The sequence below is a fragment of the Xenophilus arseniciresistens genome, from assembly GCF_028023875.1.
GTDB lineage: Bacteria > Pseudomonadota > Gammaproteobacteria > Burkholderiales > Burkholderiaceae_C > Xenophilus > Xenophilus arseniciresistens.
Genome location: NZ_JAQIPB010000001.1, coordinates 256,743 through 281,976, shown reverse-complemented (window position 1 = coordinate 281,976; position 25,234 = coordinate 256,743). Strand labels below are relative to the sequence as shown.

Here is a 25,234-nt window from a genome sequence, read left to right as displayed (position 1 = left end):
GAAGTGAGTGGCCGTTCGATTTCGCTGCGCCTGTATGGGCTGTTCACGCGCATGGCGCAGCCGCTGCTGCGGCGCAAGCTGCGACGGCGCGCGCGCGCCGAGCCCGGCTACGGCGTGGCCGTGGAAGAGCGCTTCGGCCTCTATGACCCGGCGCTGTCGGGCACCGACTGGTGCTGGATCCATGCCGTGTCGCTCGGCGAGACGCGCGCCGCCGGCATCCTGATCGCGCAACTGCGCCGCCAGCTGCCAGGCGTGCCCATCCTGCTGACCCACGGCACGGCCACCGGCCGCGAAGAGGGCGCCAAGTTGCTGGAGGAAGGCGACCTGCAGGTCTGGCAGCCCTGGGACACGCCCGAGGCCGTGGCGCGCTTCCTCGACCGCTTCCGCCCGCGCGTGGGCGTGCTGATGGAAACCGAGGTCTGGCCCGAACTCACGGCCGCCTGCGCCGAGCGGGGCATCCCGCTCACCTTGGCCAACGCGCGGCTCAATGCGCGCTCGCTGGCGCGCGCCGAGCGCCTGGCCTGGCTCTCGCGCCCGGCCTATGCCTCACTGGCCGCCGTGTGGGCGCAGAGCGAAGCCGATGCGCATCGCCTGGTCTCGCTGGGCGCCAAGCTGGGCGGTGTGTTCGGCAACCTCAAGTTCGACGCCGCCCCCGATGCGCGGCAGCTCGCGCATGCCGAGGCGCTGCGCGCGCGCATCGACCGGCCGGTGGTGGTGCTGGCCAGCTCGCGCGAGGGCGAGGAGCGCCAGTTGCTGGAGGCCATCAAGCACTACTGGGTGGTGGCGCCTTCCGAAACGCTGCGCGGCGCCCCGCGGGGTGCCCCGCGCCTGCGCGCCTGCGACGTGCAGTGGATGATCGTGCCGCGCCATCCGCAGCGCTTCGACGAGGTGGCTGCCCTGATCGAATCCGCGGGCTTTGCCTGCGCCCGTCGCAGCACCGCAGACGGCACGCCGCGCGAGAACGAAGTCTGGCTCGGCGATTCGCTGGGCGAGATGGCGCTGTACTACGGCATGGCCCAGGTGGCGCTGCTGGGCGGCAGCTTCGAGCCGCTGGGCGGGCAGAACCTGATCGAGGCGGCCGCCTGCGGCTGTCCGCTGATCCTGGGCCCTTCGACCTTTAACTTCGCTGAGGCCGCCGAACTCGCCCTGGACGGCGGCGCCGCCATGCGCGTGGACGACATGCGCCAGGCCGTGGCCCACGCCCTGGCGCTGGTGGCCGACTGGTCGCGCCATGCCGGCATGGCGCAGGCCGCGCAGGTTTTCTCGGGCGCCCACCGCGGCGCCGCGGAGCGCACCGTGACGGCGCTCCTGCACCTGGTGCAGCAGCGCCCCGACCCCGCGGTGCCGCCGGTGCCTGCGCCGGTGCTGGGCGCCGAGCCCATCGAGCCCACGGTGGCGCAGGAAGAAGAGGTAGCGCAAGGGCGCGATGTTGAGGGGCAGGCCGCGTATGCGCCCGTCCAGCCCGCGCAGGGACACACGCAGCGCATCGAGCCCCGGCTGGACTGAGCGCCTGGCCCCTCCGTTCAGCCCGGCGCGGCTGGGGAAGCCGGCGCGCTGCCCAGCACCGCGTTGATGCCTCGCAGGTCGTCCGCCGTCAGCGAGCCATTGGCCTGCCGCAGCTTGAGCTGGCCCAGCAGCAGGTTGTAGCGCGCCATCGCCAGGTCGCGCCGGGTCTGGAAGAGCTGGCTCTGGGCGTTGAGCACGTCGATGTTGATGCGCACGCCCACCTGGTAGCCCAGCTTGTTCGCATCGAGCGCGCTCTGGCTGGAGGCCTGCGCCGCTTCCAGCGCACGCACCTGGCCCGCGCCCGCCTGCAGGCCCAGCCAGGCCGCGCGCGTGCTTTGCGTGATGCGGCGGCGCGTGTCGTCCAGCGTGGCCTGCGCCTGTTCCTCGAGCGCCAGCGTTTCCTTGATGCGGTTCTCGGTCGCGAAGCCCGCGAACAGCGGCACGTTCAGCTGCAGGCCGGCCTGCGCCGCATGCACGCGCGTGCGGACGGTGGAGTCGATCACGCCCTGCGGGTTGTTGACCACCTGGTAGCCCAGCGTGGCGTCCAGCGTGGGCAGGTGGCCGGCCTTGGCCTTGTCCACCTCAAGCGCGGCCACTTCGCGCGCCAGCTGCGCCTGGCGCAGGGCAGGGTGGAAGGCCTCGGCCTGCGTCAGCCAGGGTTGCAACTCGGCCGGCGTCAGCGCGGGCAGGGCCACGGGCTGGGCCAGGGGCCAGGGCGCGGTGCTGCGGCCGGTCAGCTCGTCCAGCGCGAGCTGCCTGACCTGCAGCTCGTTGCCAGCCGCGATCTCCTGCGCCACCACCAGGTCGTGCAGGGCCTGGGCCTCGTGCGTGTCGGTGATCGTGGCGTTGCCCAGCTCGAAGTTGCGGCGCGCGGCGGCCAGTTGTTCGGCCACCGCCGCCTTCTGCGCCTGCACCAGCGCCAGCGTGTCGCGCGCGCCCAGCACGTCGAAGTAGGCCTGCGCCAGCCGCACGATCAGGTCCTGCTCGGCACCCTGGAGCTGGGCCTGCGCGATCTCGGCCTGGCGCTCGCCCTGGCTGCGCGTGGCCCAGTTGGCCGGCCGGTAGATCGGCTGCGTGGCCTGGATGCCCACCTGCTGGGTGCTGAAGTCGCGCGGGCCCTTGCCGGCATCGGTGCGGATGTCGGCCTCGGTGCGCGAGACGCCGGCCGCCAGCCCCACCTGCGGCAGCACCGCCGCGCGGGCCTGGGCGCCGCGCGCGGTGTTGGCCGCCGCCTGGGCGCGCGCGGCCTGGAAGGTGGCGTCATGCGCGCGCGCGGCCTCGTAGAGCTGCACCAGGTTCTGCGCCTGCGCAGAAGGCAGGGCGGCAAGGCCGATGGCCGTGGCGAGGGCGCACGAAGCCCACCCGCGTGCATGCAGGAACGTTGGCATGTTCAGCAGAGATTGAAGAGGCGAGTCGGCTCAGTAGCGCGGCACCGCAGGGTCCAGCGTGAGCGACCAGGCGTCGATGCCGCCTGCCACGTTGGCCACCTGCGCGAAGCCGTGGTGCTGAAGAAACAGGGCCACCTGCTGGCTGCGTCCACCGTGGTGGCACAGGCAGGCAATGCGCTGCCGGTCGGCATCCAGCTCGGCCAGTCGCGCGGGGATCTCGTGCATGGGAATGGCCAGCAGGGTGCAGCCGTCGGGGCTCACGCTGGCGGTCTGCCGTTCCCAGGGCTCGCGCACGTCCAGCAGCACCGGTTGGGCATCAGCATCTTTCTGGGCAAACCAGGCCTGGAGGTCGGAAGGGCGGACTTGGTCGATCATGGCAACAGCAGGGTGTTGTCAGAAACTGAAGCGCGAAGGCTCAGGGAAGTTCAACAGGCGCGGCGCCACGGTGTCCCAGGGCTGCCGCGTCTCCCACTTGCCTTCGGATTCGCGGGTGATGAAGTGGGCGCGCATCATGGGCTCTTCACCCACGATGGCGGCCAGCCGGCCGCCGATGTTCAGCGAACCCAGCAGGTTCTGCGGCACGCGGGCCACCGAGCCGCTGAGCAGGATCACGTCGAAAGTGGGGCCGCTGGCCAGCGGCTTGGCGCCGTCGGCATGGCGCACTTCCACGTTGGCGACGCCGTTCTCGCGCAGCGTCTGCGTGGCCTGCCGGGCCAGGTTTTCGTCGATCTCCAGCGTCAGCACCTTGGCCGCGCGGTGCGCCAGCAGTGCGGCCATGTAGCCCGAGCCGGTGCCGATCTCGAGCACGCTGTCGGTGGGCTTGATCTGCAGGTCCTGCAGCAGACGGGCTTCCACCTTGGGCGAGAGCATGCACTGGCCGCTCTCGCGGCCGTCGCCCAGCGGCAGTTCCATGTCGAAGAAGGCCAGCGATCGGTGCACGGCGGGCACGTAGTCCTCGCGGCGCACCACCGACAGCAGCTCCAGGATCTGCGGCTCCAGCACGTTCCAGGGACGGATCTGCTGCTCGATCATGTTGAAACGCAGGGCTTCAGGGCTGGTGGGGGCGTTCATGGGGATTCCGGACGGGACTGTGTTGGTAGGGGCAAACCCGGGATTCTAGGAGGCCGGTGGCGAAGACAGGGTCGTGCGCGCGCCCGGGGTGCACAGGCCGCGCAGCACGGTGTCGGACAGGGCCTGCAGGTAGCGCTCGGGGTCCAGCTCCGCGTCCACGCAGGCATTGGCCGAATGGCGCCACAGCATCAGAAAGAGCATGGGCGCGATCACGGCATAGAGGGTGTGGTCCATGTCGTCGATCTCGAACTCGCCGCGCGTCACGCCGCGCTCGAGCATGCGGCGGATCAGCGCCTGCCCGGGCTTGACCACCTCGCGGCGGTAGAAATCGGCCAGTTCGGGGAAGTTGCGGCCTTCGGCCAGGATCAGCTTGGTGATGCCCGAGGCCTGCGTCAGGCCCACGCGCTCCCACCAGGTGCGCATGCAGTAGCGCAGCATCTCGGGCGTGCTGCCCTCGAAGTCCAGGAACTCCTGTTCCCACTGCACGAACAGGCCTGCGATGTTGTGCGTGACCACGGCCTGGAACAGCTCTTCCTTGGTCTTGAAGTACAGGAAGAGCGTGCCCTTGGAAACCCCGGCGCGGGCCGCCACTTCTTCCACCCGCGTGGCCGCGAAGCCCTTGTCCACGAACAGGTCCAGCGCGGCCTGCAGCAGCTCGCCCGGGCGCGCTTCCTTGCGCCGCGCACGCTTGGCGCGCAGGGGGCACAGGAACTCGCTGACGGGACGGTCGGGCATGGGCAAAAAGAAGGAGAAGAAGAGGGCCGGCGCGTGGCGTTTTCTTAATGACTGGCTGGTTAGTAATGTAGCCAGCCGACGCCCCGGGCGTCAACCCGGCACAATGTCGCCCTTTCGCGCGGACAGGCCTGCCTGTTCATGCCGACCCCGGGCCCTCGATGGAGCAATTCATGGCAACGACTGACGACTCTCTGGACACCCTGGTGCTGGGTGGCGGCTGCTTCTGGTGCACGGAGGCGGTGTTCGACCGTGTCGAGGGCGTGGTCGATGTGGAGTCGGGCTACTGCAACGGCCATGCGCACCAGCCCAGCTACGAGCAGGTGTGCTCAGGCAGCACGGGCCATGTGGAGGTGGTGAAGCTGCGCTTCGACCCCGCGCGCGTGAGCCTTCGGCAACTGCTGGAAATCTTCTTCGTGGTCCATGACCCCACCACGCTTAACCGCCAGGGCAACGACGTGGGCACGCAGTACCGCAGCGGCATCTACACCGTGAACGACGCGCAGATGCAGCAGGCGCAGGCGCTGATCGCCGAGATGGCGGCCAGCGGCGTCTATGCGGGCCGGCCCATCGTGACCGAAGTGCTGCCGCTGGCCAACTACTGGCCGGCCGAGGACTACCACCAGGACTACTTCCTGAACCATCCCAACCAGGGCTACTGCGCCTTCGTGGTCGGCCCCAAGGTGCAGAAGTTCCAGCAGACTTTTGCGGCGCAGCTCAAGCGCTGAACCCGCCGAACATCCCCGGTTTCTTCTTGAGCCCCATGTCTTTCGCCCGGCCCTTCGCCGCCGCCTTGCACCGCCCGCAGCGCCTTCGGCAGTGGGCGGCGTGGCTGGTGCTGGCGCTGTGCTTTGCGGGCACGATGGGGCAGATGCACCGGGCCTTGCACGCGCCCGGTCTGCATGCGCTGGCCGCGTCGGCCGCAGCGGCGGCGCAGGCGCATCCCTCGCATGCAGTGGCGCAGGCCGCGCACAGCCACGGCTGGTTCGACCAGCTCTTCGGCGCACACCGCGAGGGCGACGCCGAATGCCGGCTGTACGACCAGCTCAGCGGCGACCCGGCCCTGCTGGCCGTGGCGCCGGTGCTGCTGCCGCTGCAACTTCCCATGGCGCAGCTGCGCCTGCGCGCGGGCGAATTCATCGCCCGCTGGGTCGCGCTTTTCGACGCGCGCGGCCCGCCTCCTGGCGGCCTGTCCCTGTCCGCCTGATTCCCTCTTCTGTCTTGTCTGCGTGATGCGCGGCGCCTGATGAAGGCGCGCGCGGCCGTGCCGTGTGGCGCGGCGGCCATCGATCCCTCACGGCCCAAGCCAGCCCCTGATTCCCGCGCGGACGGCGCGCTGCCCCTGCAGCGCCGCCGGCCTGCGCCTTGTGCTCATTGTTCTGATCATGTCTTCTCCTCTGTCCCGTGGCGCCGTGCGCGCCGCCTCCCTGCAAGCTTCGGCCAGCCCCCTGCGCGTCCATCACGGCGCCGTGGCTGCGGCCGTGCTGGCCCTGCTGCAGCCCGCCTGGGCCCAGCAGGCCGTGGCCGATCCGGCCATCCCCACGCTGGCGCCCGTCACCGTTTCGGCCAGCGGCCTGAACCTGGGCGAAGACGACATGAGCACGCCCGTGAGCGTGCTTGAAGGCCAGGAGCTGGTGCTGCGCCGCGGCGCCAACCTGGGCGACACCCTGGCCGGCGAGCCCGGCGTGAGCGCCTCGCATTTCGGTGCCGGCGCCAGCCGGCCCATCATCCGCGGCATGGATGGCCCGCGCGTGAAGGTGCTGGCCGATGGCGTGGAGATCCACGATGCCTCCAATGTCAGCCCCGACCACGCGGTCACCGCCGAGCCGCTGCTGGCGCGGCAGGTGGAGGTGCTGCGCGGCCCGTCGGCGCTGATCCATGGCGGCGGCGCCGTGGGTGGCGTGGTCAACGTGCTGGACAACCGCATTCCCACGCGCCGGCCCGAGCGCGGCTTCGAAGGCGGCGTGGAGCTGCAGGGCCGCTCCGGCGCGCGCGAGGCCGCCGGTGCCTTCGACCTGACCACCGCCCTGGGCGACAACCTGGTGCTGCACCTGGAAGGCTCGCGCCGCGAGGCCAAGGACTACCGCGTGGGCAAGAACTGGTCGGGCGGCCGGAAGGTGGAAGGCAGCGATGCCGCGTCGGACACCTTCTCGGCCGGCCTTTCGTGGGTGGGCACGCGCGGCTACATCGGGCTGGCCTACAGCACGCAGAGCAGCCGCTACGGCCTGCCGGGCCACAGCCATGAGTTCGAAGGCTGCCATCCGCACGGCGACCACCTGCACTGCGGCGGCCATGACGACCACGGCCATGGCGAGGAAGAAGGCGCGCACGAGGAAGAAGGCCACGGCGAGGCGCATGCCGAGGAAGGCCACGACCACGGGCACGAGCACGAAACGCACGGCACCCCCTGGGTCAAGCTGCGCACCGAGCGCGTGGACCTGCGCGGCGAGTACCTGGACCCGCTGCCCGGCTTCACGCGGGCCCGCGTGCGCGCGGCCGTCACGCGCTACCGCCACGACGAGATCGAGGGCGGCGAGATCGGCACCACCTTCCGCAACAAGTCGCAGGAAGGGCGTGTGGAGCTGGAGCACCAGCCCATCGCGGGCTGGCGCGGCCTGATCGGCTGGCAGGGCTCGCAGCGCCGCTTCAGCGCGCTGGGCGAAGAGGCCTATGTGGCGCCCACCGACACCACGCGCCACGCGCTGTTCGTGCTGGAGCAAAAGCAATTCGGCGACGTGCGCGTGGACGCCGCATTGCGCCACGAATGGCAGCGCATCGACGTGGATTCGCTGACGCAGCGCGACACCAGCCACCGCGGCACTTCCTTCTCGGCCGGCGCGCAATGGCGCTTCCAGCCGGGCTGGTCGCTGGGCGGCACCTTCTCGCACAGCAGCCGCCTGCCCACGGCCGAGGAGCTTTATGCCGACGGCCTGCACCTGGCCACGCGCACCTACGAGATGGGCAACGACCAGTTGCGCAAGGAAAGCTCGCGCAACATCGACCTGACGCTGGCCCGGACGGCCGGCGACACCACCTTCTCGGTCACGGCCTTCCACAACCGCGTGAAGAACTACATCTATGCCGACACGCTGGACGCCCATGAAGGGCTGCAGCTGATCCAGTACGCGCAGCGCGATGCCACCTTCACCGGCCTGGAAGCCAAGCTGCGCCAGAAGCTGGGCCGGCATGCGGGTGTGACGGTGTTTGGCGACTACGTGCGCGCCAAGATCGATGCCGAGTCCGGCGGCAACCGCAACCTGCCGCGCATCCCCGCGCAGCGCGTGGGCGTGCGGCTGGACGGCGACTACCAGGGCTTCGGTGCCTGGGCCGAGGTGGTGCGCACCGCCAGCCAGCGCCGCGTGGCCGACTATGAAAGCGTCACGCCGGGCTACACGCTGCTGAACCTGGGCCTGAGCTACCGGACGCAGGTGCAGCGCCTGGACACGCTGTTCTATGTGCGTGCCGACAACCTGACCGACAAGCTCGCCTTCGCCCACACCTCCTTCATCAAGGACGCCGCACCGCTGCGCGGGCGCAGCGTGACGGTGGGGGCGCGGGTGAGCTTCTGATGCAGGCGCCCGGCAGGCGCGCCCTGCCGGGCGATCCATCGCTGAAGCGCCTTGCCCGCCGGCTATGCTCGGCCGGTGGATTCCCTGGTTCTCTCTTCCCTGCTGCCGGTCGTGCTGCTCATCGCGGCCGGTTACTTCACCGGGCGGCAGGGGTGGGTGGGGGCGGCGGCCGTCAAGGACCTGTCCAACCTCATCTTTCTGCTGCTGGCCCCGGCGCTGCTGTTTCGCACCATGAGCCTGGTGCGCGTGGAAACGCTGCAGTTCAAGCCCGTGGCCGCCTATTTCGCGGCCACGGTGCTGATCTTCGTGCTCTCGCTGCTGCTGCGCGGCTTCAACCGCACCAGCGCCGTGCTGGCGCTGGCCAACACCTTCAGCAACACCGTGATGATCGGCCTGCCGCTGGTGGGCCTGGCCTTTGGCGAGGCCGGCATGGTGGTGCTGCTGACGCTGGTCTCGCTGCACTCGCTGGTGCTCATGACAGGCGCCACGGTGGTGCTGGAGCTGGCCACGGCGCGCGAGCATGCGCGCAGCCACGCCAGCCATGGCGGGCACCGCGCCATGCTGCGGGCGGTGGCCCGCGCGCTGCGCAATGCCATCATCCATCCGGTGCCGCTGCCCATCATGGCCGGCCTGCTCTATGGCCAGACCGGCTGGGGCCTGCCCGAGCTGATCGACAAGCCGCTGGCCATGCTGGGCCAGGCCTTCAGCCCGCTCGCGCTGGTGATGGTGGGCATCACGCTGGCCTGGACCCGCGTGGGCGAGCACCTGCGCGGTGCGCTGGTCCAGTCGCTGGTCAAGAACCTGGTGCATCCCGTGGCCGTGGCGGCCGTGGCCTGGCTGATGGGCGTGCGCGGCCTGCCGCTGGCCGTGATGGTGCTGACGGCGGCCCTGCCCATCGGCGCCAATGTCTTCTTGTTCTCGCAGCGCTACCGCAGCGCTGAAGCGCTGACCACCGCCAGCGTGGTGGTGTCCACGCTGCTGGGGCTGGGCACGGTGTCGCTCACGCTGGTGCTGGTGCGGGGCTGGTACTGAACCTCCGATGCGCAGAAAAGGACTTCCTACGCCGTTTGGCAGGGGCGCCTGCCCAGGCCCTGGCCTTTTGTGGGGATGGCGCGGCCACGGGTGCGAATTACAGTCTGCGCCGATGCGTGACTGGCTTCGTCGCGCCATGCCCGGCTGGGCGTGGCGCATCCCCTTTGGCGTCGGCTTTGCGCCGAGGCCCCGGGGTGTCGTGTGCATGGCCGGCGCTGCCGTGCGGCCAGGAAGGGTGCGCTGAGGTGCGCATGCGGGCCGGGCCGGTGCGGCATGGCGATGCCGCGGTCGGGGCAGTGCTGTTGTTGCTGCTGCTTCTGGCCGGCACAGGCGCGCAGGCGCAGGAGCCGCCTTGCCCCACGCCATGCCTGGCCTTGCCGCCCGCGCCGGCGGTGGCGCCTGCGCCCAGCCCCAAGCCGGCCAGCCCGCCACCGAAGCCGGAGCCCCGGGCGCGGCCCGCGGCGCGCGAGGCCGATGCGGCACCACCGCCGCCGCCGCCTCGCCCCGCGCGCGCGGCCTCGCCACGGTGCATGGCCATCAACCTCAAGGCCCAGGTCGGCGAGCCCGTCTCAGACAGTGATCTGGCCTATCTAAGGAGTGAATGCGGATGATCAAAACGGTTCTTGTGCGTGGGCATGCGGCCCTCTGGGCGCTGATGGCGGCCCTCTTGCTCAGTGCCTGCGCGGCCCGCCCCAGCGGCACCGGTGCGGCCATGCCCTTTGACCAGGCGGTGCAACTGGCCGTCGATGACCTGATGGTGCAGACGCAGAAGCTGCCGGCCTTCCTCGCGCGCGTGGAAGCCCGCATCAAGCCCAACCGCATCGTGATCGACCCGCTGCTCGACGGCGCCTCGGGCCAGCAGACCGAAGTCACGCGCAGTGCCCAGGCGCTGCTGGTCAAGCGCATGCAGGAGCGCTTCACCCAGTTCACGGTGTCGGAGTTCTCCAGCGAGGAAGTGGAGAAGGCCAACTACGTGCTCAACGGCACCTTGTCGCGCAGCCAGGACGGCGGCGGCTACCGGCTGAACCTGGCGCTGACCGAGCTGCGCAGCGGCACCGTGATCGCGCAGGCGGCCGCGCGCATCAGCGACGCCAAGCTCGACACCCGGCCCACGCCCTTCTATCGCGACAGCCCGGTCAACCCCAAGGACCGCACCACCGAGGGCTACATCCGCACCAGCGAAACGCCGGCGGGCCAGCCGGCCGATGCGCTCTACCTGGAGCGGCTGCCTACCTCGGCCGTGCTGCAGGAGGCCATTGCGGCCTACGAAGCCGGCCAGATGAAGGAGGCGCTGGCGCGCTACGAGGCGGCGGCACAGCGCGCCGACGGCCAGCAACTGCGCGTGTACAGCGGCCTGTACCTGGTGCAGGCGCAGATGGGACGCACGGCCGATGCCGAAGCGAGCTTCGGCAAGCTCGCGCGGCTGGGGCTGGAAACCAACAACCTGAGCGTGAAGTTCCTGTTCCGCCCCGGCTCCACCGACTTCCTGGGCGACCCGAAGATCAGCGGCGCCTACCCGATGTGGCTGCGCCAGATCGCGCGACAGGCCACGCAGATCGAGCCTTGCGTGGTGGTCACGGGCCACACCAGCCGCACGGGCTCCGAGCAGATCAACGACCGGCTGTCGCTGCAGCGCGCCGTGGCCGTGCGCACGCGCCTGACGGCCGAGGCCCCGGCGCTGGCACCCAGGCTGCGCGAGGCCGGCAAGGGCTTCCGCGAGAACATCGTGGGCACGGGCGCCGACGACGCCAGCGATGCGCTGGACCGGCGCGTGGAGTTCAAGACGGCGGTGTGCGACGCGGCGGGTTGAGCCGGCGTCTGCTTCTTCTGCTCACGGGGCGAGGCGCTCGCGCACCCACTCGCCTCCGTCGCTTTCCCTGCGGTAGCGCAGCCGGTCATGCAGCCGGCTCTTGCGGCCCTGCCAGAACTCCCAGCGCTCGGGCACCAGCCTGAAGCCGCCCCAGTGGGGCGGGCGCGGGGGCTGCAGCAGGAACCTGGCGCTGTACTTGGCGGCGTTGGCCACCAGGGTGCCGCGGCCGTCGATCACCTGGCTCTGCGGGCTGGCCCAGGCGCCGATGCGCGAGTCCAGCGGCCGGCTCGCGAAGTAGGCGTCGCTTTCGGCCTCATCCACCTTCTGCACCCGGCCTTCGATGCGCACCACGCGCTCCAGCTCCACCCAGTGGAACTGCAGGGCCGCAAAGGGATTGCCGGCCAGCTCCTGGCCCTTGCGGCTGTCGTAGTTGGTGTACCAGACCAGGCCGCGCGCATCGAAGCCCTTGATGAGCACGATGCGCGTGGAAGGCCGCAGGTCCGGGCCCACGGTGGCCAGCGTCATGGCATTGGGCTCGGGCACCTGGCCCGCGATGGCCTCATTGAGCCATTGCTCGAACTGCTGCAGCGGGTCGGCATGCGAGGCGGTTTCGTCGAGTTCGGCGCGCTCGTAGCTCTTGCGCAGCGCGGCGATGGAGGTCTGCAATTCGCTCATATGGCCGGGGATTGTGCCGCTGCTGCGGCGTACCATGGCCCGCGATGACAGAGATGTCCCACATGCCCGCCATGCCCGCGTCGCCCGTCGTGCTGATCCTGGCCTCCGGCCGCGGCGAGCGCTTTTGCGCCTCGGGCGGTGCGGTGCACAAGCTGCAGGCGCTTTTGGCCGGCCAGCCGGTGCTGGCGCACACGCTGGATGCCGTGCGCGCCAGCGGACTGGCCTGGCACATGGAGCAGGCCCCGCATCCCGGCATGGGCGACAGCATTGCCGCCGCCGTGCGCGCCACGCGCAGTGCCGCGGGTTGGCTGGTGCTGCCGGCCGATCTGCCGCTGGTGCTGCCGCAGACGCTGCGTGCCGTGGCGCAGGCGCTGCAGGAAGGCGCATGTTCGGTGGTGCGGCCTGTGTTCGAGGACGCGCGCGGCCATCCGGTGGGTTTTGGCGCAGACTGCGGCGAGGCCCTGGCTGGGCTGGTCGGCGCGCAGGGCGCCGCTGCCATCGTTCAGGCGCAGCACAAGGCCGGGCGGCTCAAGGAGATCGTGGTGCATGACCCGGGCGTCGTCACCGACATCGACACCCTGACGGACCTGGCGCGCGCCGAGGTGCTCTGGCTGGCGCGCAGGCAGGGCCGTTAACGCTATTCGAGGCGGGCCCTGAAATAGCGTGAACAGGCCCTAGATATCCAGCCCGCGCAGGTCGCCCGGTGCTTCGCGCGGATCCGGGTTGCCCTGCAGGCAGTGCTGGCGCAGGCGCACCAGCGCGCGGTACATGGCGTCGCGCTCCTCGGGGGGCAGCACGCGGATCGCCGCGGCCTGCCGGGCCCGCGCAATGGGAATGGCCTCGCGGTGCAGGGCGTCTCCCTGCGGCGTCACCACACACCACATCTTCTTTCGCGGGCCGGCCCCTTCGGCCTCCAGCCGGACCAGTTCGCGTCCTTCCAGCAGCTTGAGCGTGCGGCTGACCAGCGCCTTGTCGGAGGTGGACTGCGTGACCAGATCGGCAAAAGCGATGCGCTGGCTGTGCGCGACCAGCGAGAGCAGGCGCCATTCGGACACCGTGAGCCCGAATTCCTCGGCATAGGGCACCGTGATGGTGCGGCGCAACGCATTGCCCACCTGGCTCATGAGGGTGGTGATGAAGGCGTCGACGGTCAGGCCGGTGCCGTGTTCGTCCAGGTCGGACCAGGGCGTGGCAGAGGGAAATTCAGGCATTTGGCCGCCATTGTTCCATGCAAGCGTCGCCTGTTCACCGGTGAAATGGGGAATCAGAAAATATTCATGTCTATCAGGGTTTGCATCAAGTTGATGCATCAACACAAGGCACAGAATATGCATTGTTCCTTTTGTGGTCGTGTGTTTCTTATGCGAAACACCCTGGCCGCCTTGCAGTTCTCTTTCCTTGTTCAACCTCTGCGCCGCTGCTGCGGCCTGCATCTTGAGGAGCACCCTGATGCCCACGATCCGTCGCCATGTTCTTGCCGCTGCCCTGGCCTGCACCGCCGTGGCCGGCTTTCCGGCCTTCGCCCAGGCCGACTACCCGGCCAAGCCGATCACGATGGTGGTGTCCTATCCGCCCGGCGGCGACACCGATGCCATCGCGCGCCTGTTCGCCGAAAAGCTGGGCCAGCGCCTGAAGCAATCGGTGATCGTGGACAACCGGCCCGGGGCGGGCGGTGCCATCGGCAACGGCTATGTGGGCCGCTCGCAGGCCGACGGCTACACGCTGCTGTTCACGCCCAACCCCTTCACCACCGCGCCGCTGGTGATGAAGCTCTCGGGCGCAGCCGCCTACGACGTGCTGGGCGGCTACGAGGCCGTCATCAACACCGCCACGCAGCCGCTGGTGCTCGTGGCCTTCGCCGGGCTGGGCGTGAAGACGCTGCCCGACCTGGTGGCCGCGGCCAAGGCCGGCAAGCAGGTTTCCTATGCCAGCCCTGGCGCCGGCTCGCCCATGCACATCGCGGGTGCCTGGCTCAACAAGGCCGCAGGCGTGAAGTTCACGCACGTGCCCTACCGCGGGGTGGGTCCGTCGGTGACCGACGTGGTGGCAGGCCATGTGGACACCGCCTGGGTCACGGTGGGCGCAGTGCGCCAGTACCTGAACACCGGCAAGCTGGTGCCGCTGGCGATTGCCGATGCCAAGCGCTCCAAGCTTGCGCCGCAAGTGCCCACGCTGGCCGAGCTGGGCTATGCCGACGTGGTGGTGGGCGCCTGGAACGGTTTCTTCGCGCCCAAGGGCACGCCCGCGCCGGTGGTCAAGAAGCTCAACGAGCACCTCAACGCCATCCTCAAGGAGCCCGAAGTGGTGGAGAAGCTGGCCGTGTTCGGCGCCTTGCCGGCCGGTGGGGCGCCCGAGGTGCTGACCCAGCTCAACCAGCGCGAATACGCCGTGATGGGCAAGGCCATCCGCGACCTGGGCATTTCGGCTGAATGAGGCGCAGGCCATGGTGGCGCGGCGGCCCCGTGAGGGCTGCTGCACCCCGGCCGCTTTGCGCCAGCAAGAGATTCGCATGACACAAACCCACGACAGCTCCATCGCACCCGGCAGCTCCACGCTGGGCGTGGAGATTCCGCAGGTCACGGCGCGCGCCAAGGTGCTGGGCCGCGCCCTGTACGCCGGCGACCTCAAGGTGGCCGGCATGCTGCACGGCAAGGTGCTGCGCAGCCCCTATGCGCATGCGCGCATCGTTTCCATCGACACCACGGCCGCGCGCGCCCTGCCGGGCGTCAAGGCGGTGCTCACCGGCGAGGACGCGCCGGCCCAGCTCTGGGGCGTGCACCACAAGGAACGCGCCGTGCTCGCCAAGGGCGTGGTGCGCTTCTGCGGCGAGGAAGTGGCGGCCGTGGCGGCCGTCAGCGAAGAGATCGCGCGCGACGCGCTGGACCTGATCCAGGTCGAGTACGAAGAGCTGCCCGCCATCCTGAGCGTGGAGGAGGCCATGGACGAGGAGGCGCCGCCCGTCCACCCGGGCCGTGCCAACAACATCGGCCACGAGATCGAGTTCGCGCGCGGCGACGTGGAGGCGGGCTTTGCCGCCGCGCACCTCATCCACGAAGCCACCTACACCACCCACTCGCAGTACCCCGGCTACATGGAGCCCATGGCCACCGTGGCCGCACCGGACCCCGACGGCCGCCTGGTGCTGTGGACATCGACCCAGGCCGTGAACCTGGTGCGCATGCAGGTGGCAGCCACGCTGGGCCTGCCCGTGTCGCGCGTGCGCGTGGTGCAGGCCACCACGGGCGGCGGCTTCGGCGGCAAGATCGTGGAAGACGACAACCAGCTCGTCGCGGGCCTGCTGGCGCTCAAGACGATGCGGCCCGTGCGGCTGGTCAACAGCCGCCTGGAGGACTTCCAGGCCTGCTGCGCCAGCGTGCCCGAGCGCATCACGCTCAAGCTGGGCATGGACCGCGACGGCCTGATCGTGGCCAAGGAGGTGCGCATCGTTGCCGAGTGCGGCGCCTATGCGGGGCTGGCCGGCGACGTGATGCACGTGAGCGCCATGCGCAGCGACAACATGCACCGCAACCCCAACGTGCGTTCGCACGCGACGCTGTACTACACCAACAACCCGCCGCGCGGCGCCTTCCGCGGCTTCGGCGGCACGCAGATGCAGTTCGCGCTCAACAGCCACATCCACACCATGGCGCAGCAGCTGGGGCTGGATCCGGTGCTGGTGCACGAGCGCAATGCGCTCAGGGCGGGCGAGGTGTCGGTGCACGGCTGGCAGATCGGCAGCACGGGCCTGGTCGAATGCCTGCAGCAGGCGACCGAGGCCATCGGCTGGGCCGAGAAGCGGTTGCGCCCCAAGGACACCGGCGTCAAGCGCCGCGGCGTGGGCATGGCCGCGGCCATGCACGTGAGCGGCAACCGCACCATCGGCAACTGGGACGGCTCCACCGTGATCGTCAAGATCAACGAGGACGGCCGCGTCTTCATCATCAGCGGCGAATGCGACATGGGGCAGGGCGCCAGCACCATGATCAGCCAGATCGTGGCGCATGAGCTGGCGCTGCCACTGGCGCATGTGTTCGTGGTGCCGCCCGACACCGACGTGGCGCCCGTGGCCGTGGGCACGCTGGCCTCGCGCGTGACCATGTCGGCCGGCAACGCGGCCATCGTGGCCGGGCGCAAGGCGCGCGAGGCCCTGTTCGCACTGGCCGCTCCGCGCTGGGGCGTGGCGCCCGAGGCGCTGTCGATTGGCGGCGGCGCGGTCTTCGTCACGGCGCAGCCCGAGCAGCGCGCCACGCTGGCCGAGCTGGCACGCCAGTCGGTCTGGCGCCACGACGGCGGCGGCATCCAGGTCGAGGGCCGCTGGGACCCCAAGACCGTGATGCACGACGACGCACTCTTCGGCAACATCGCCGCCGCCTATTCCTATGCCGCGCAGGCGGTGGAGGTGGAGGTGGACACCGAGACCGGCCGCGTGACGGTGCTCGACAGCTACGTGGCCGACGACTGCGGCAAGGCGCTCAACCCCATCGCCATCCACGGCCAGACCAACGGCGCCACCGTGCAGGCCTTCGGCTGGGCGCTGTACGAGCAGTTGCACTACGACGAGAGCGGCCGCCTGGCCAACGGCAACTTCGCCGACTACACCATGGCCACCGCCGACGCCGTGCCCATGCTGCGCGGCGGCTTCGTCGAGAGCATGGACCCCAACGGCCCCTATGGCGCCAAGGGCGCTAGCGAGACGGCCATCCTGCCCGGCGCGCCGGCCATTGCCAATGCGGTGGAAGACGCGGTGGGCATCCGCATCCGCGACCTGCCCATCACGCCCGAGAAGGTGCTGGCGGCGCTGCGCGCCAGGAAGCAAGAGGAGGCGCGCGATGCGTGAGTTCGACTATCTGGAGCCCCGCTCGGTGGAAGAGGCCAGTCGCCTGCTGGCCGAACTGGGCGAGGACGCGCGCGTGATCGCCGGCGGCACCGCGCTGATGCTGGCCATGCGCCAGCGCATGCTGGCGCCGACGCACCTCGTGTCGGTGGCGAGGATCGAAGCGCTGCGCGGCATCCGCTTCGATCCGCAGCTGGGCCTGCGCATCGGCGCGCTGGAGCGGCACAGCGATGTGGCGCGCTCGCCGCTGGTGCAGCAGCACGCGCCCGTGCTGGCCAGCATGGCCGCGCGCGTGGCCAACCCGCAGGTGCGCAACCAGGGCACCCTGGGCGGCAACCTCTGCTATGCCGATCCGTCCACCGACCCGCCGGGCTGCCTGATGGCGCTGGATGCGCAGCTGGTGCTGGGCAGCGCGCGCGGTGAGCGCGTGCTGTCCATCGAAGAGTTCCTGGTCGACTACTACGTGACGGCGCTCGCGCCCGACGAGATCGTGCTCGAGGTGCGCGTGCCGCCGCTGGCCGCCGGCACCGAAGGCGTGTACACGCGCTTCCTGCGCACCGCGGCCGAGCACCGGCCGCTGGCCAGCGTGGCCTTCGTGGCCCGGCGCGAAGGCGCGCTGTGCCGCCAGGCGCGCATCGCCATCGGGGCGTCGGTGCCCATTCCGGCGCGCATGCGGCGGGCCGAGGCCTTCCTCGAGGGCCGCACCGTCACGCCCGCGGTGGCCGCAGAAGTGGCCGACATCGTGGCGCAGGACATCGAGCCGGTGTCCGACCTGCGCGGCAACGCCGACTACCGGCGCGAGATGGTGCGCGCCGCCACGCGCCGCACGGTGGCCGAACTGTTCGGCCTGTCCATCGACGAAGGGATGAGCAAGACATGAGCACGCATCGCATCGAATGCACGGTCAATGGTGAGGCGCACAGCCTGGAGGTGCCGTCGCGCCGGCTGCTGTCGGACTTCCTGCGCGACGACGTGCACCTCACGGGCACCAAGCGCGGCTGCGAGACCGGCATCTGCGGCGCCTGCTCGGTGCTGCTGGACGGCGAGGTGGTCAAGTCCTGCCTCATGCTGGCCGTGCAGGTGGACGGCCGCGCCATCACCACCATCGAGGGTCTGGCGCAGGGCGAAGAGCTGCACCCGCTGCAGAAGAACTTCATGCAATGCGGCGGCCTGCAATGCGGCTACTGCACGCCGGGCTTCATCATGGCCTCGTGCGACCTGCTCAAGAACAACCCCAGCCCGAGCTGCGACGAAGTGCGTCACGGCCTCTCGGGCAACCTGTGCCGCTGCACCGGCTACACGCAGATCGTCGAATCGGTGCTGCATGCCGCCAAGGAGATGAACCCCCATGGAAATTGAAAAGACCCTGACCGTCTCGGCACCGCGCGAACAGGTGTGGGCCCTGCTGCTGGACCCGCAGGTGATGGCCGGCGCCGTGCCCGGCATGAAGTCCATCGACGTGATCAGCCCCACCGAATACGTGGCGCTGATGCACCAGAAGATTTCCTTCATCAGCGCCAAGTTCAAGCTGCGCACGCACATCACCGAGCAGCGCGCGCCCGAATACCTGTGCGCCGAAGGCACGGGCGAGGACGCCTCCGTGGCCAGCTCGCTCAAGCAGCGCAGCGAGGTGTTCCTCAGCCCCACGCCCGAAGGCGGGACCGAGCTGCGCATCAAGGTCAGCGTCGACCTGCTGGGCCGCCTGGGCACCTTCGGCCTGAGCGTGATGAAGACCAAGGCCGACCGGCTGTGGGAGGAGTTCGGCGCCAATCTCAAGGCCAGGATCGAGGCGGGCGGGCTGCCCGCGCCGGTCGTGGCATCGCCCGTCGTGGCGCCTGCGGCCGGCGCGCCGGTGAAGGCCGACCGGCCCGCGGCGGCCGCACCCGCCGCGCAACTGCCGCCGGCGCAGCCTCAACCCGCGGCTGCACCCGCGCTCAGTCGTGCCGCGCCCGTCACACACAGCCCAGCGCCAGCAACGGCGGCGCCAGCGGACGAGGGCGGCTTCTGGTCGCGCCTGCTCGGCGGGCGCGCGCTGCGCCCGGGCGTGCAGGCTTCGGCCTCGGGGCGCAGCATCCGCATCGAAGTGCGGCAGATGGATCGCACCGTGAGCGTGGAATGGCCCGTGGAAGCGGCCGACCAGTGCCGCGACTGGCTGCGCGAACTGGTGAAGTGAGGACGTGACGGCCCGTTGCCGGGGCCGTCACTGCGGCGCGGCTCAGCTGCGCTGGATGATGGCGCAGGCCACGCGCGGGCCCGAGTTGCCGGCCGGCTGCGAGGTGTAGTCGTCGCGGTCGCGGTGCACCACCAGCGCGCGGCCCACCACGTTGTTGGCCGCACCGTCGGTCAGCGAGATCGAATGCACGTCGACGCGGAAGCGCGCGTTGCCCTGGGCGTCGGCCACCAGGCTGGGCAGCTCGCCCGCATGCGTGCCCGGCGATCCGAACATGCCGTGCGTGCCGCCGCCGGGGTTGAAGTGGCCGCCCGAGTTGTTGGCGTTGTTGCCGCAGTCGCCCTTTTCGTGGATGTGGAAGCCGTGCTCCTGGCCCGGCTTGAGGCCCTTGACCTCGCCTTCCACGCGCACGCCGTGGTCCAGGGCCGTCAGGCGCACGGCGCCGGTCACGGTCATGCCCGGCTGCGCGGCCGTTGGCGTGAGTGCAGCGCTGGCGCGTGCCTTGCCGCCGCCCATGGCGGCGCAGCCGGTGGCCAGAACGGCAGCCGCGCTCAGCGCGACGAGGGCATGCAGGCGGGAAGAAGGTGTCATGTGGAACTCCGGCAAGGTTGGAAGCGGCGGGGCCGGCGCCTGTCGGCACGGCTCGGCCCGTGGCCGCGGATGGAAAACGGAAAACAGCAAAGGCCGTGCAAGGGTATAGCAGCGCCGGCCGGTGCCGGCCTGTCAGCGCGGGTCTACATCGCGCAGGGCGGCCAGGCGCATCAGCCGGGCCAGGGCGGCGTCGTGGATGCCGTGGCGCTGCAGTTCCTCGAAGGTCTGGCGCGCGTAGTCCAGCGAGCTGCCGTAGCGGCCCGTGGCGGTGGCGAAGATCTCGCGGTAGCGCGCGTCGCTGAGCGTGCCGGTGAAGTTGGGGCTCTTGCGCGACAGCGTGAAGGCCAGCGCGCGCACCGGCCCGCCCGGCGTCACGCAGTGCAGCCAGCGCGGGTCGTACACGCCGGTGGGCATCTCGCGCAGCCACAGCCGGCCCAGGGTTTCGAGCCCGGCCGAAGCCGGGATGCGGAACACCACGCCGCGGCAGCTGCCGCCCGAGAGCAGGCCGAAGACCAGGCCCGGCACCTCGGGGCTGCCGCGGTTGACGCGGCTCCACATCTTGAGCGCGCGGTGCCAGCCCAGCACCTGGGCCGCACGGCGCTCGGCGAACTCGAAGTCGGGGCGCCAGATCAGCGAGCCGTAGCCGAACAGCCACAGGTCTTCATGCCCGCCCCACTCGGCGATGGTGCGCTCCAGCAAGGGCGCCGGGTCGCGCAGCGGCGGCGGCAGGGCTTGTGCTGACACGGGGGCGCAAGGATCGCCGCCTAGAATTCCTGGGTTATGGCTCACCCGCCCATTATTCAACCAACCCAGCTCCTTTCTGGAGCCCGTCCCATGTCCGCCTATTCCGACGACGACTCCCAGCAACGCTTTGCCCTGGGCTTCCTGTTCATCCTCATTGGCCTGCTGCTGAGCACCGTGATCGGTGTGGTGGTCTACAAGACGGTCCTGGCCGCGCCCGATGCGCCGCAGGCCGCCGCGGCGCCCGCCGTGCCGGCCACCTCCGTCGCGGTGGTCACCGAAACGGCGGTGGCCGTGGTGCCCGAGGGCGCCAGCGTCCAGGTCGGGCAGGGCGTGGTGAACTTCTACTTCGCCACCGGCAGCGTGGACATCGCCCCCGGCGCGGCCGAGGCGCTGGCACTGGTGATCCAGGGCGTGGAAGCGGGCCGCCAGGCGCGCATCTCGGGTTTTCATGACAGCACGGGCGACCGGGCGATCAACGAGCAGCTGGCCAAGACCCGCGCCCAGACCGTGCGCGACGTGCTGATCGGCCTGGCCGTGCCGGCCGAGAAGATCCACCTCGAAAAGCCGTCCGAAACTACGGGCAGCGGCAACAACGCGCAGGCACGCCGCGTCGAGGTGCGGCTGGTCGACTGAAAGGGCTGCGGCCCCGATGAGACACCACAGGGCGCCACGGCGCCCTGTGTGCTTTTTGGCCGATCAAGCCCGCGCGATGGACGCAGGCATGGCGGTGCAGGCCGGAGCGACCTCGCGGCTTGGTACGATGATTGGCGGATATCCGCAGCCGGTGGCGGCCATCGGCGGCAAGCACGGCGCACAGCAGCACCCCCCACCATGAGCACACATCCCATCGTCACCCAAGTCACCGAGCGCATCCGCGCCCGCAGCCAGGACCTGCGCGCCGCCTATCTGGCGCAGATCGCGCAGATGCGCCAGCGCGACCGCGGCTCCGACCGCATGGGCTGCGCCAACGTGGCGCATGCCGTGGCCGGCGTGCCCGGCAACGACAAGCTGCGCATCGTGGCCGAGCGCGCACCCAACATCGGTGTGGTCACGGCGTACAACGACATGCTGTCGGCCCACGCGCCCTTCCAGCACTACCCCGACCTCATCAAGCACGAAGCCCGGCGCCTGGGCGCCACGGCGCAGGTGGCCGGCGGCGTGCCTGCCATGTGCGACGGCGTGACCCAGGGCACGCCCGGCATGGAACTGAGCCTGTTCAGCCGCGACGTGATCGCCATGGGCACGGCCGTGGCGCTCACGCACGACATGTTCGATGCCGCGCTGATGCTGGGCGTGTGCGACAAGATCGTGCCGGGCCTGCTGATCGGCGCGCTGCAGTTCGGCCATCTGCCCATGGTCTTCGTGCCGGCCGGGCCCATGCCCTCGGGCCTGTCCAACAGCGCCAAGGCCAAGGTGCGCGAGCAGGCCGCGCAGGGCCTGGTGGGGCGCGACGGCCTGATGAAGGCCGAGATGGCGGCCTACCACGACCAGGGCACCTGCACCTTCTACGGCACGGCCAACAGCAACCAGATGCTGCTCGAGGCCATGGGCCTGCATGTGCCGGGCACGGCCTTCATCCAGCCCGGCGATTCGATGCGCGAGGCGCTCACGCGCGAGGCCGTGCGCACGGTGCTGGGCAAGGCCGCTGCGCAGCCTTTCGACGTGCCTGCGATCGGCGAGGTGGTCGATGAGCGCTGCATCGTCAACGCCATGGTCGCGCTGCTGGCCACGGGCGGCTCCACCAATCACCTCATCCACTGGGTGGCCGTGGCGCGCGCGGCCGGGATCCTGATCGACTGGAACGATTTCTCCGAGCTTTCGGACGTGGTGCCGCTGCTCACGCGCGTGTATCCCAACGGCAGCGCCGACGTGAACGAGTTCCAGGCCGCGGGCGGCCCGGGCTTCGTGATCGGCGAGCTGCTGGGCGCGGGCCTGATGCATGCCGATGTGCTCACCGTGCGCGCGGGCGGCATTGCCGAATACGCCAACATTCCCCACATGCGCGGCGAGCCCTCGGCCGAAGGCGTGCTGCACTGGGAAAGCGCCGCGCCCTCGAAGAACGAGGCCGTGGCCCGCCCGGCTGCCAACCCCTTCAGCGCCACTGGTGGCCTGAAGCTGCTGCAGGGCAACCTGGGCCGCAGCGTGATCAAGGTGTCGTCGGTGCCCGACGACCGCCATGTGGTGGAGGCGCCCGCGCGCGTGTTCGATTCGCAGGGCGAGCTGCAAAAAGCCTTCGCGGCCGGCGAGCTGGACCGCGACGTGGTCTGTGTGGTGCGCTGGCAGGGCCCGCAGGCCAACGGCATGCCCGAGCTGCACAAGCTCACGCCGCCGCTGTCGGTGCTGCAGGGCAAGGGCTTCAAGGTGGCGCTGGTGACCGACGGGCGCATGAGCGGCGCCTCGGGCAAGGTGCCTGCGGCCATCCACGTCTCGCCCGAAGCCGCGGCCGGCGGCCCGCTGGCCAAGGTGCGCGATGGCGACCTGATCCGCCTGGACGCCGTGGCCGGCACGCTGGCCGTGCTGGTACCCGAGGCCGAGTGGGCCACGCGCACCGCCGATACCATGTCGGCCGAACAGCGCCTGGCCGATGGCCATGGCCTGGGACGCGAGCTTTTCGCCGGCATGCGCCGCAATGCGCGCGCGGCCGAAGAGGGCGCGTGCACCTGGCTCTGACCTTTCTTCTCTTCCCTCTTCTTTCCTGAAAGCCCCTGACATGACCACCGATGCCGCCACACCCCTGACCGCGCTGGACGTGATGCGCGATGCGCCCGTCATCCCCGTCATCGTGCTGCATGACGTGAGAGATGCCGTGCCGCTGGCGCGCGCGCTGGTGGCCGGCGGCATCCGCATGCTCGAAGTGACGCTGCGCACGCGCGAGGCGCTGGAATGCATCGAGGCCATCGCCAAGGAAGTGCCCGAGGCCGTGGCCGGCGCCGGCACCATCCGCAGCGCGGCCGATGCCCAGGCCTCGGCGCTGGCGGGGGCGCGCTTCGGCGTGAGCCCGGGCTACACGCGCTCCGTGGGCAAGGCCTGCCACGACCTGGGCCTGCCGCTGCTGCCGGGCGTGGCCACGGGCAGTGAAATCATGCTGGCCCAGGAAGACGGCTACACCGAACTGAAGTTCTTCCCCGCGGTGCAGGCCGGCGGCATCAACATGCTGCGCGCCTGGGGCGGCCCCTTCAACGACGTCAAGTTCTGTCCCACGGGCGGCGTGCATGCCGGCAATGCCGAGGAGTTCCTCGCGCTGCCCAACGTGGCCTGCGTGGGCGGCTCCTGGATCGTGCCCACCGAGGCCATCGCGGCCAAGGACTGGGCGCGCATCGAAGTGCTGGCACGCGAGGCCAGCCAGCTGCGCCGTTGAGGCCGGCGTCCCAGGGCCCAGGCACCGCGCGGCGCGAAGCGACGAGGCCCTGACCGCGATGGCTGATCCCGATTTCGATCCCTCGGCGCTGAAGGTCATCGCCTTCGACGTCTTCGGCACGGTGGTGGACTGGCACGGCGGCATTGCCGCCGAGGTGGCGCAGCGCCTGCCCGGCGTGGATGCGCAAGCCTTCGCGCTGGCCTGGCGCGCCGGCTACCAGCCGGCCATGCAGCATGTGATGGCGCGCATGGCCGCGGGCGAGGGCGGCTTCACCCTGCTCGACGAACTGCACCTGGGCATCCTCGATCAGGTGCTGCAGGACTTTGGCGTGCGCGGCCTCAACGACGCCGCGCGGCGCGAACTCAACCGCGCCTGGCATCGGCTGCCGGCCTGGCCTGACGCCGTGCAGGGCCTGATGCGCCTCAAGCGCCGCTACACCGTCTGCAGCCTGTCCAACGGCAACCTGGGCCTGCTGACGGCCATGGCCAAACACGCCGGCCTGCCCTGGGACTGCGTGCTCTCGGCCGAGGTCTTCAAGGCCTACAAGCCCGACCCGCGCACCTACCTGGGCGTGGCCGCGGTCTTCGACGTGGCGCCCAGTCAGGTGATGCTGGCGGCCGCGCACCACGACGACCTGGCCGCCGCGCGCGTCTGCGGCCTGGCCACCGCCTACATCGAACGCCCGCACGAGTTCGGCACGCACAAGCCCAAGGACGTGTCGCCGCAGCCCGGCAACGATTTGCATGCGCGCGACATCCACGCGCTGGCCGACCTGCTGGGCTGCTGAGCGATGACGATGCGCGATCAGCCGCTGGAGGGTGATGACGAGGCCGCCGCCGCGCTGCTGCTGACTGAGCTGTGCCGGCGCGAAGACCTCTACCACGCCGCCAGCCCCAATGCCACGCCCGCCGCCTTCGAACAGGTGGTGGCGCCCGAGTTCTGGGAGATCGGCGCTTCGGGCCGGCCCTACACGCGCGCCTTCTGCCTCAAGGTGCTGTCAGAGCGCGGCAGCGCGCCCGCGCGCGCCGGCTGGCAGGTGCGCGACGCGCGCCTGCAGCGACTGGGCCCCGGGCACTGCCTGCTGGTCTACACACTCGACCAGCCCGGCCGCACCACCTTGCGCAGCACCTTGTGGAAACACTCGGCGCAAGGCTGGCTGGCGGTGTTCCATCAGGGGACGGTGGTGCAGCCGTAGGCTGCGGCCCTGGCCGATCAGGCCGCCGCGCGCAGCGGGTCTTCGCCCGTGCCTTTGGCCGCTTCGGTGCGTTGGATCAATTCGATCTTGTAGCCATCAGGGTCCGTCACGAAGGCGATGACGGTGCTGCCGCCCTTGACGGGGCCGGCCTCGCGCGTGACGTTGCCGCCGGCGGCCTTGATCTTCTCGCAGGCCGCATAGGCGTCGGGCACGCCCAGCGCGATGTGGCCGTAGGCGGTGCCCAGCTCGTAGCTTTCGGTGCCCCAGTTGTAGGTCAGCTCGATCTCGGCCTGATCGGGGTTGCCCTTGCCAAAGCCCAGGAAGGCCAGGCTGTACTTGTATTCGGGGTTCTCGCTGGTTCGCAGCAGGTTCATGCCCAGCACCTGGGTGTAGAAGTCGATGGAGCGCTGCAGGTTGCCGACGCGCAGCATGGTGTGTAGAAGTCGCATGGTCCGTTCTTTCGTGGGGCTCGGGAGAAGATCCCGCATTGTCCATCCCGATGCGCGGCAATACCTTGTTCGCGGTACCTTGGCCCTTCGGCCTGGAGCCACAATGGGCC

General features: G+C 70.4%; 26 protein-coding genes. 17 read left to right on the top strand and 9 right to left on the bottom strand.

Annotated elements, in window-relative coordinates:
* Positions 1-51 precede the first annotated feature (51 nt).
* Positions 52-1,506 (top strand): 3-deoxy-D-manno-octulosonic acid transferase, encoded by a 1,455-nt coding sequence (locus tag PGB34_RS01240; protein WP_271426882.1) that lies wholly within the window; start codon positions 52-54, stop codon positions 1,504-1,506.
* Positions 1,507-1,523: 17 nt separating this feature from the next.
* Here PGB34_RS01240 and PGB34_RS01235 read toward each other — a convergent pair whose 3' ends face one another.
* The 4 genes from PGB34_RS01235 to PGB34_RS01220 are packed head-to-tail and all read right to left on the bottom strand — an operon-like array spanning position 1,524 to position 4,700.
* Positions 1,524-2,894, bottom strand: a complete 1,371-nt coding sequence (locus PGB34_RS01235) for a TolC family outer membrane protein (protein WP_271426246.1) — start codon at positions 2,892-2,894, stop codon at positions 1,524-1,526.
* A 30-nt stretch (positions 2,895-2,924) separates the two neighbouring features.
* Complete coding sequence (locus PGB34_RS01230) at positions 2,925-3,269, bottom strand: rhodanese-like domain-containing protein (protein WP_271426245.1); 345 nt, start codon at positions 3,267-3,269, stop codon at positions 2,925-2,927.
* 18 nt (positions 3,270-3,287) lie between these two features.
* Positions 3,288-3,965 carry a protein-L-isoaspartate O-methyltransferase family protein gene (locus tag PGB34_RS01225; protein WP_271426244.1) on the bottom strand — a complete coding sequence of 226 codons (678 nt, stop codon included), beginning with the start codon at positions 3,963-3,965 and terminating at the stop codon, positions 3,288-3,290.
* A gap of 45 nt (positions 3,966-4,010) precedes the next feature.
* Positions 4,011-4,700, bottom strand: coding sequence for a TetR/AcrR family transcriptional regulator (locus PGB34_RS01220; protein WP_271426243.1), 690 nt, complete (start codon positions 4,698-4,700; stop codon positions 4,011-4,013).
* Positions 4,701-4,870: 170 nt separating this feature from the next.
* Between PGB34_RS01220 and msrA the strand changes: the two genes are divergently transcribed.
* The 5 genes from msrA (at position 4,871) to PGB34_RS01195 (ending at position 11,108) form a co-directional block, all read left to right on the top strand.
* A complete protein-coding gene (gene msrA, locus PGB34_RS01215; RefSeq protein ID WP_271426242.1) occupies positions 4,871-5,425 on the top strand; it encodes a peptide-methionine (S)-S-oxide reductase MsrA in 555 nt (184 codons plus the stop codon).
* A gap of 35 nt (positions 5,426-5,460) precedes the next feature.
* On the top strand, positions 5,461-5,904 hold the full coding sequence (locus PGB34_RS01210; RefSeq protein ID WP_271426241.1) for a hypothetical protein: 444 nt from the start codon (positions 5,461-5,463) through the stop codon (positions 5,902-5,904).
* A gap of 178 nt (positions 5,905-6,082) precedes the next feature.
* Positions 6,083-8,266, top strand: coding sequence for a TonB-dependent receptor domain-containing protein (locus tag PGB34_RS01205; protein WP_271426240.1), 2,184 nt, complete (start codon positions 6,083-6,085; stop codon positions 8,264-8,266).
* Positions 8,267-8,341: 75 nt separating this feature from the next.
* Positions 8,342-9,298, top strand: a complete 957-nt coding sequence (locus PGB34_RS01200; RefSeq protein ID WP_271426239.1) for an AEC family transporter — start codon at positions 8,342-8,344, stop codon at positions 9,296-9,298.
* Positions 9,299-9,905: 607 nt separating this feature from the next.
* Positions 9,906-11,108 (top strand): OmpA family protein, encoded by a 1,203-nt coding sequence (locus PGB34_RS01195; RefSeq protein ID WP_271426238.1) that lies wholly within the window; start codon positions 9,906-9,908, stop codon positions 11,106-11,108.
* Positions 11,109-11,129: 21 nt separating this feature from the next.
* Here the strand turns inward: PGB34_RS01195 and pdxH are convergent, their stop codons facing one another.
* Positions 11,130-11,783: a pyridoxamine 5'-phosphate oxidase gene (pdxH, locus tag PGB34_RS01190; protein ID WP_271426237.1), complete on the bottom strand. Its 654-nt coding sequence runs from the start codon at positions 11,781-11,783 to the stop codon at positions 11,130-11,132.
* 62 nt (positions 11,784-11,845) lie between these two features.
* On the opposite strand from pdxH, the gene PGB34_RS01185 reads away from it, so the two are divergent.
* Positions 11,846-12,418, top strand: coding sequence for a nucleotidyltransferase family protein (locus PGB34_RS01185; RefSeq protein ID WP_271426236.1), 573 nt, complete (start codon positions 11,846-11,848; stop codon positions 12,416-12,418).
* A gap of 39 nt (positions 12,419-12,457) precedes the next feature.
* On the opposite strand, the gene PGB34_RS01180 is transcribed toward PGB34_RS01185, so the two are convergent.
* A complete protein-coding gene (locus tag PGB34_RS01180; RefSeq protein ID WP_271426235.1) occupies positions 12,458-12,994 on the bottom strand; it encodes a MarR family winged helix-turn-helix transcriptional regulator in 537 nt (178 codons plus the stop codon).
* Between the two features lie 238 nt (positions 12,995-13,232).
* Here PGB34_RS01180 and PGB34_RS01175 point away from each other — a divergent pair, with 238 nt between their 5' ends.
* From PGB34_RS01175 to PGB34_RS01155, 5 genes are all read left to right on the top strand, one after another.
* Entirely contained in the window at positions 13,233-14,216 is a 984-nt protein-coding gene (locus tag PGB34_RS01175; protein WP_271426234.1) for a Bug family tripartite tricarboxylate transporter substrate binding protein, read from the top strand.
* A gap of 76 nt (positions 14,217-14,292) precedes the next feature.
* Positions 14,293-16,620, top strand: coding sequence for a xanthine dehydrogenase family protein molybdopterin-binding subunit (locus PGB34_RS01170; protein ID WP_271426233.1), 2,328 nt, complete (start codon positions 14,293-14,295; stop codon positions 16,618-16,620).
* On the top strand, positions 16,613-17,497 hold the full coding sequence (locus PGB34_RS01165) for an FAD binding domain-containing protein (protein WP_271426232.1): 885 nt from the start codon (positions 16,613-16,615) through the stop codon (positions 17,495-17,497). The genes PGB34_RS01170 and PGB34_RS01165 overlap by 8 nt, the downstream gene beginning before the upstream one ends.
* A complete protein-coding gene (locus PGB34_RS01160; RefSeq protein ID WP_271426231.1) occupies positions 17,494-17,976 on the top strand; it encodes a (2Fe-2S)-binding protein in 483 nt (160 codons plus the stop codon). Before PGB34_RS01165 ends, PGB34_RS01160 begins: the two co-directional genes overlap by 4 nt.
* Positions 17,966-18,790, top strand: a complete 825-nt coding sequence (locus PGB34_RS01155; protein WP_271426230.1) for a CoxG family protein — start codon at positions 17,966-17,968, stop codon at positions 18,788-18,790. Before PGB34_RS01160 ends, PGB34_RS01155 begins: the two co-directional genes overlap by 11 nt.
* A 42-nt stretch (positions 18,791-18,832) precedes the next feature.
* On the opposite strand, the gene PGB34_RS01150 is transcribed toward PGB34_RS01155, so the two are convergent.
* Positions 18,833-19,378 (bottom strand): superoxide dismutase family protein, encoded by a 546-nt coding sequence (locus tag PGB34_RS01150; protein ID WP_271426229.1) that lies wholly within the window; start codon positions 19,376-19,378, stop codon positions 18,833-18,835.
* 132 nt (positions 19,379-19,510) lie between these two features.
* Positions 19,511-20,122 carry a gamma-glutamylcyclotransferase gene (locus PGB34_RS01145; protein ID WP_271426228.1) on the bottom strand — a complete coding sequence of 204 codons (612 nt, stop codon included), beginning with the start codon at positions 20,120-20,122 and terminating at the stop codon, positions 19,511-19,513.
* Positions 20,123-20,212: 90 nt separating this feature from the next.
* On the opposite strand from PGB34_RS01145, the gene PGB34_RS01140 reads away from it, so the two are divergent.
* The 5 genes from PGB34_RS01140 (at position 20,213) to PGB34_RS01120 (ending at position 24,675) form a co-directional block, all read left to right on the top strand.
* Positions 20,213-20,755 carry an OmpA family protein gene (locus tag PGB34_RS01140; protein ID WP_271426227.1) on the top strand — a complete coding sequence of 181 codons (543 nt, stop codon included), beginning with the start codon at positions 20,213-20,215 and terminating at the stop codon, positions 20,753-20,755.
* Between the two features lie 198 nt (positions 20,756-20,953).
* Positions 20,954-22,792 carry a phosphogluconate dehydratase gene (edd, locus tag PGB34_RS01135; protein ID WP_271426226.1) on the top strand — a complete coding sequence of 613 codons (1,839 nt, stop codon included), beginning with the start codon at positions 20,954-20,956 and terminating at the stop codon, positions 22,790-22,792.
* 40 nt (positions 22,793-22,832) lie between these two features.
* The gene (eda, locus tag PGB34_RS01130) at positions 22,833-23,480 is read left to right on the top strand and encodes a bifunctional 4-hydroxy-2-oxoglutarate aldolase/2-dehydro-3-deoxy-phosphogluconate aldolase (protein WP_271426225.1); all 648 of its coding nucleotides are present in this window, start codon (positions 22,833-22,835) and stop codon (positions 23,478-23,480) included.
* A gap of 58 nt (positions 23,481-23,538) precedes the next feature.
* Complete coding sequence (locus tag PGB34_RS01125; protein ID WP_271426224.1) at positions 23,539-24,267, top strand: haloacid dehalogenase type II; 729 nt, start codon at positions 23,539-23,541, stop codon at positions 24,265-24,267.
* A 3-nt stretch (positions 24,268-24,270) separates the two neighbouring features.
* Positions 24,271-24,675, top strand: coding sequence for a nuclear transport factor 2 family protein (locus PGB34_RS01120; RefSeq protein WP_271426223.1), 405 nt, complete (start codon positions 24,271-24,273; stop codon positions 24,673-24,675).
* A 17-nt stretch (positions 24,676-24,692) separates the two neighbouring features.
* Here PGB34_RS01120 and gloA read toward each other — a convergent pair whose 3' ends face one another.
* Positions 24,693-25,124, bottom strand: a complete 432-nt coding sequence (gene gloA / locus PGB34_RS01115) for a lactoylglutathione lyase (RefSeq protein WP_271426222.1) — start codon at positions 25,122-25,124, stop codon at positions 24,693-24,695.
* Positions 25,125-25,234: the final 110 nt, after the last annotated feature.

Coding starts and splice junctions, on each gene's coding strand:
- PGB34_RS01240 (WP_271426882.1), top strand. CDS start 52: ATGGCGCAGCCGCTGCTGCGGCGCAAGCTGCGACGGCGCGCGCGCGCC.
- PGB34_RS01235 (WP_271426246.1), bottom strand. CDS start 2,894: ATGCCAACGTTCCTGCATGCACGCGGGTGGGCTTCGTGCGCCCTCGCC.
- PGB34_RS01230 (WP_271426245.1), bottom strand. CDS start 3,269: ATGATCGACCAAGTCCGCCCTTCCGACCTCCAGGCCTGGTTTGCCCAG.
- PGB34_RS01225 (WP_271426244.1), bottom strand. CDS start 3,965: ATGAACGCCCCCACCAGCCCTGAAGCCCTGCGTTTCAACATGATCGAG.
- PGB34_RS01220 (WP_271426243.1), bottom strand. CDS start 4,700: ATGCCCGACCGTCCCGTCAGCGAGTTCCTGTGCCCCCTGCGCGCCAAG.
- msrA (WP_271426242.1), top strand. CDS start 4,871: ATGGCAACGACTGACGACTCTCTGGACACCCTGGTGCTGGGTGGCGGC.
- PGB34_RS01210 (WP_271426241.1), top strand. CDS start 5,461: ATGTCTTTCGCCCGGCCCTTCGCCGCCGCCTTGCACCGCCCGCAGCGC.
- PGB34_RS01205 (WP_271426240.1), top strand. CDS start 6,083: ATGTCTTCTCCTCTGTCCCGTGGCGCCGTGCGCGCCGCCTCCCTGCAA.
- PGB34_RS01195 (WP_271426238.1), top strand. CDS start 9,906: ATGATCAAAACGGTTCTTGTGCGTGGGCATGCGGCCCTCTGGGCGCTG.
- pdxH (WP_271426237.1), bottom strand. CDS start 11,783: ATGAGCGAATTGCAGACCTCCATCGCCGCGCTGCGCAAGAGCTACGAG.
- PGB34_RS01185 (WP_271426236.1), top strand. CDS start 11,846: ATGCCCGCCATGCCCGCGTCGCCCGTCGTGCTGATCCTGGCCTCCGGC.
- PGB34_RS01180 (WP_271426235.1), bottom strand. CDS start 12,994: ATGCCTGAATTTCCCTCTGCCACGCCCTGGTCCGACCTGGACGAACAC.
- PGB34_RS01175 (WP_271426234.1), top strand. CDS start 13,233: ATGCCCACGATCCGTCGCCATGTTCTTGCCGCTGCCCTGGCCTGCACC.
- PGB34_RS01170 (WP_271426233.1), top strand. CDS start 14,293: ATGACACAAACCCACGACAGCTCCATCGCACCCGGCAGCTCCACGCTG.
- PGB34_RS01165 (WP_271426232.1), top strand. CDS start 16,613: ATGCGTGAGTTCGACTATCTGGAGCCCCGCTCGGTGGAAGAGGCCAGT.
- PGB34_RS01160 (WP_271426231.1), top strand. CDS start 17,494: ATGAGCACGCATCGCATCGAATGCACGGTCAATGGTGAGGCGCACAGC.
- PGB34_RS01155 (WP_271426230.1), top strand. CDS start 17,966: ATGGAAATTGAAAAGACCCTGACCGTCTCGGCACCGCGCGAACAGGTG.
- PGB34_RS01150 (WP_271426229.1), bottom strand. CDS start 19,378: ATGACACCTTCTTCCCGCCTGCATGCCCTCGTCGCGCTGAGCGCGGCT.
- PGB34_RS01140 (WP_271426227.1), top strand. CDS start 20,213: ATGTCCGCCTATTCCGACGACGACTCCCAGCAACGCTTTGCCCTGGGC.
- edd (WP_271426226.1), top strand. CDS start 20,954: ATGAGCACACATCCCATCGTCACCCAAGTCACCGAGCGCATCCGCGCC.
- eda (WP_271426225.1), top strand. CDS start 22,833: ATGACCACCGATGCCGCCACACCCCTGACCGCGCTGGACGTGATGCGC.
- PGB34_RS01125 (WP_271426224.1), top strand. CDS start 23,539: ATGGCTGATCCCGATTTCGATCCCTCGGCGCTGAAGGTCATCGCCTTC.
- PGB34_RS01120 (WP_271426223.1), top strand. CDS start 24,271: ATGACGATGCGCGATCAGCCGCTGGAGGGTGATGACGAGGCCGCCGCC.
- gloA (WP_271426222.1), bottom strand. CDS start 25,124: ATGCGACTTCTACACACCATGCTGCGCGTCGGCAACCTGCAGCGCTCC.